The organism is Paenibacillus sp. USHLN196 (assembly GCF_037144955.1).
Lineage (GTDB): Bacteria > Bacillota > Bacilli > Paenibacillales > Paenibacillaceae > Paenibacillus > Paenibacillus xylanexedens_C.
Window position 1 is genome coordinate 1 of record NZ_JBBCYH010000078.1, and the last position, 223, is coordinate 223.

At 54.7% G+C, this 223-nt stretch carries 2 tRNA genes; both read right to left on the bottom strand.

Annotation, left to right across the window (positions count from 1 at the left end):
* Nucleotides 1-26 precede the first annotated feature (26 nt).
* Nucleotides 27-100, bottom strand: a tRNA-Met gene (locus tag WFI24_RS34420).
* 17 nt (nucleotides 101-117) lie between these two features.
* Nucleotides 118-193: transfer RNA gene (locus WFI24_RS34425), tRNA-Val, on the bottom strand.
* Nucleotides 194-223: the final 30 nt, after the last annotated feature.

Consider the following 223-nt stretch of genomic DNA (forward strand, 5'->3'; position numbering starts at 1 on the left):
AGATCACTTTCTCAAGGAAAGTATAATTGCGGGGGCAGGATTTGAACCTGCGGCCTTCGGGTTATGAGCCCGACGAGCTACCGGGCTGCTCCACCCCGCGTCGTTATAAAAATTATATGGTGGAGGCTGAGGGGATCGAACCCCCGACCCTCTGCTTGTAAGGCAGATGCTCTCCCAGCTGAGCTAAGCCTCCATCTATATGACCCGTAGGGGATTCGAACCC